The organism is Mesorhizobium sp. P3_A9, assembly GCF_056402975.1.
This window is the reverse complement of the sequence record NZ_JBFUGJ010000454.1, coordinates 1-3,914: the sequence shown is the minus strand read 5'-3', so window position 1 is coordinate 3,914 and position 3,914 is coordinate 1. Positions and strand designations below refer to the sequence as shown.

Annotated in this window: 4 protein-coding genes and 1 pseudogene; all 5 read right to left on the bottom strand. The window is 61.5% G+C overall.

Annotation, left to right across the window (positions count from 1 at the left end):
* Positions 1-397, bottom strand: a 397-nt coding sequence (locus tag AC1DX0_RS32330; protein WP_477358458.1) for an extracellular solute-binding protein, incomplete at its 3' end; no start/stop codon positions are given.
* 40 nt (positions 398-437) lie between these two features.
* Complete coding sequence (locus AC1DX0_RS32325) at positions 438-1,238, bottom strand: ABC transporter permease (protein ID WP_477221412.1); 801 nt, start codon at positions 1,236-1,238, stop codon at positions 438-440.
* Positions 1,231-2,151: an ABC transporter permease gene (locus AC1DX0_RS32320; protein ID WP_477221411.1), complete on the bottom strand. Its 921-nt coding sequence runs from the start codon at positions 2,149-2,151 to the stop codon at positions 1,231-1,233. Before AC1DX0_RS32320 ends, AC1DX0_RS32325 begins: the two co-directional genes overlap by 8 nt.
* Positions 2,152-2,154: 3 nt before the next feature.
* The gene (locus AC1DX0_RS32315; RefSeq protein WP_477358459.1) at positions 2,155-3,237 is read right to left on the bottom strand and encodes an ABC transporter ATP-binding protein; all 1,083 of its coding nucleotides are present in this window, start codon (positions 3,235-3,237) and stop codon (positions 2,155-2,157) included.
* 417 nt (positions 3,238-3,654) lie between these two features.
* Positions 3,655-3,914: pseudogene (locus AC1DX0_RS32310) on the bottom strand (hypothetical protein); the annotation flags it as partial.

Here is a 3,914-nt window from a genome sequence, read left to right as displayed (position 1 = left end):
TGCCTGTCGTGCCCCACTGCCACGGAACCGTGTATTTGCGGCCCGGATCGAAGGGAACATCGACCCATTTGGGATCGACATTCTTGAAATTCTCCATTGCGTTGGGATCGGTCTCCAGCAGCAGCCCTTCGCTGATCCAGATGGGGACGACACTGGCCGAGGGTACGACGATGTCGAAACCGGCGCCGCCCTGGCGGATCTTGGCGAGCGCCGTGTCGTTGGAATCGAAGTCGGTGACGGTAACCTTGACCTTGTAGGTCTCCTCGAACTTCTTGATCAGGTCGGGGTTGGTGTAGTTGCCCCAATTGTAGATGTTGAGCTCGCCATCGGCACGCGCCACGCCCGTAACAGCCAGCAGCGATAGCCCGACGGCTGTCGCGGTCAGTTTCCAGTTCATGCTATTTGCTCCCATTGTTGGGACCGGCGGCGATGCGGCCTCAGGTCCGTTTCCTGCTGAAGAAAAAGAAAGCCGTGACGATGCCGATCGACAGGACAAGGAAGACGGTCGAGATCGCATTGATTTCCGGCGTCACGCCGCGACGAATCTGGCCAAGCATGAAGGTCGGTAGCGTGTCCTGGCCGCCGGATTTGACGAATTCGGTGATGACCACGTCATCCAGCGAGACGACGAAGGCGAGCATCAGCCCTGCCAGGATGCCCGGCCAAAGCAGCGGCAGCGTCACATGCCGGAAGGCCTGCCATTTGCCCGCATAGAGGTCGGCCGCCGCCGTTTCGAGCGAGAGATCCATGCTTTCGAGCCGAGCACGGATCGGCAGATAGGCGAACGGGATGCAGAAGGCGGTGTGGGCTGCGATCAGGTATCCAAGACCCGAATAGCCGGTCCAGATCTTGATGCGCGAGAACACAATCAGCAGCGCCACCGCCGTGACGATCTCCGGCACCATCAGCGGCTGGTTGATGAAAGCGTATTTGAAGGTCAGCCCGCGATACGGCTTGGTCCGGGTCGTCGCCAGCGCCGCCATCGTTGCCGTGATCGTCGCCAGGATGGCGGCGACCGCTGCGATCTGGAACGAGCGAATCGAGGATTCGATCACCAGCGTGTTGTTCCAGGCGACATGGAACCARCGCAGCGAAAAGCCYTTCCAGATCGCCAGCGATTCATTGTCGTTGAAGGCGAAGACGACGAGYGTGCCKATCGGCAGATAGAGGAGGAAGAAACACACCATCGCTATGGTGACGAAGCCGGTCTGCTGGCGGACATCGAAGCGCTTAGCCATGGCTGCCATCCGACCTTGTCATGTTGCGGACGTAGAACAGCAGCGCCACCATCACGATCGCCATCAGCGTGATCGACAGCGCCGCACCGAGCGGCCAGTTGCGCCCTTGGCCGAATTGCAGTTCGATCAGATTGCCGATCATCAGATTGGTGCCGCCGCCCAGCACACGCGGCGTCACATAGGCGCCGAGCGAAGGGATGAAGACGAGGATCGAGCCGGCGACGATGCCCGGCGCGACCAGCGGCACGATGATGCGCCGCAGTACCTGAAACCGCGTCGCGTACAGGTCGTAACCCGCCTCGATCAGCCGGAAGTCGATCTTCTCCATGCTGGCGTAGAGCGGCAGCACCATCAGCGGCAGGAACACATAGACCATGCCGAGCAGGACGGCGAAATTCGTATACATCAGCTGGGTGGGGTGATCGGTAATCCGCAGCAGCTGCAGCAGCCAATTGATGAGGCCGTCATTGCGCAGCACCTCCTGCATGGCGAAGGTTCGGATCAAAAGGTTGGTCCAGAACGGGATGGTGATCAGGAACAGCCAGATATCGCGCCGGTGTTCCGGTCGTGTCGCGATGAAATAGGCTGTCGGAAAGCCGAAGATCAGCGTCAGGATCGTGGTCATGGCCGACAGCGACACCGAGCGCCAGAAGATCGACAGATGCGCGCTGGCGAAGGACAGCGCGTCGTCGAAGACGTCTCGCTGAAGCAGCACGCTCACCCAGGCGTCGGTCGAAAACTGCCATTTCACGTCGCCGTAATTGCCTGGGGTCAGGAAGGAATAGACGACCACGATCAGCAGCGGCCCAAGCGCCGCGAGGAAGACGATCAGCAACGCCGGCGTGGAAAGCAGCCAGCGCGAGCGGATATCGTTGCGTTCGGCCTTGTCGGCGATCTCTTTCGCGGTCGCCATGACCTAATCCTTCAGCAGCTGCGCGGCGGCGTCGCCGATTTGAATGCCGACCTTGTCGCCGGCTTCGAAGCCGCAGCCGGCACAACGTGAATTCTGCTGGCGCACGATGAAGGGACCGCCGTCCGCCAGCCGGACATGGATATGTGTGTCGGTGCCGAAATAGACGACGGTCTCGACCGTGCCGGTCAGGTCGCCGGCGGCCTTGACGAGCCTGGCATGCTCGGGCCGCACCATCAGCGTCGCCTGGCTGCCCGGCCGGAAATCGCTGGYGGTGGTCGCGAGGATGCTTGCTCCCGAGCGCAGTGTGACCCGCGCCTTGCCATCCGCGGCGCCTTCGACCGTGCCGTCCAGGAAATTGGTCTCGCCAATGAAGTCGGCGACGAAGCGYTGCGCCGGRTGRTCGTAGATGTCCCAWGGCGTRCCGACCTGCAGGATSTTGCCYGACGACATCACSGCGATGCGRTCSGACATGGTCAGYGCYTCTTCCTGATCRTGGGTGACGAAGATGAAGGTGATGCCGGTCTCGTGCTGCAGCCGCTTCAACTCGATCTGCATCTCCTTGCGCAGCTTGTAGTCGAGCGCCGASARGGGTTCGTCGAGCARSAGCACCTTCGGCTGCGGCGCCARTGCSCGSGCCAGCGCCACGCGCTGCTGCTGGCCGCCRGARATCTGGCTGGTGCGSCGGYTCTTCAATTTCTGCATGTGGACCAGCGTCAGCATCGCATCGACGCGCGCCTCGATCTCCGCCCTGGGCTTGCCCAGCATCTTCAGGCCGAAGCCGATGTTCTCGGCCACCGTCATGTGCGGGAACAGCGCATAGGACTGGAAGACGGTGTTGACCGGGCGCTTGAACGGCGGCAGCGGCGCRATGTCCTGKCCGTAGAGCAGGATTTCGCCGKCGSTCGGAWARTCGAAGCCGGCKATCAGCCGCARCAACGTCGTCTTTCCGCAGCCGGATGGGCCCAGCAGCGTGAAAAACTCGTTCTCGCGAATGGAAACGGAAACCGCGTCAAGCGCCCTGACGGGCTCCTGGCCGGGTCCCTGAAAAGTCCTGGTGACGTCCTTCGCCTCAACGGCGGGCCGCATGACTGTCAAGATATTCCCCTCTCCTTCGTGGCCATTCACCGGCAAACGCCGGCTGGTCATCGTCGACGCTAGGGATAACTATGACTAAACATACAGTCAATATTTTTTTGCGGGCGACGGCGGACATCTGACAGGCCGCAAAACCGCGCCTCCAGCACTCTTGTCGTCGGCTTTGGTATCATGCGTGGGTGGCGCGTCCGGCTTCATCGGCGGAATGTGGCCGCGGACCGGCCACGTGACAGCGCTCTCGACCAATTTCTACGATCGCATCAGCAGGGGTTGGAACGCGGGCCTAGCTGCGGACGTACTGGCTGCCGAACCATGAGACCGGCGACCCGACTCGGTCTACACGGCAACGCTGATTTGCAGGGATGACGCGGCGAACAATAGGCGCGACAAAGCCGGCCAAGCCGGACATCAGCCGGAATTGGCTGCCGGAAGCGAGATCGTATAGCGCGGTGGCGTAGACGCCGTCCGGCCTCTCCTCCATTGCTTCAGCAGGTCTCTCAAGCGGATCGGAGGTTTCTCGTAGATTGGAGCAACCAGGCCAGCGACCTCGTAGTAGCCGTCGAGAATGTTGGTGCGCAGCAATTGGCGCTCCTGTGTATAGAAACTGAAATGCGCGACGATCAGGTCACCAAAAATCTTGCCCGGCCGATCCTGTTTGGTCGGCAGCG

Coding starts and splice junctions, on each gene's coding strand:
- AC1DX0_RS32320 (WP_477221411.1), bottom strand. CDS start 2,151: ATGGCGACCGCGAAAGAGATCGCCGACAAGGCCGAACGCAACGATATC.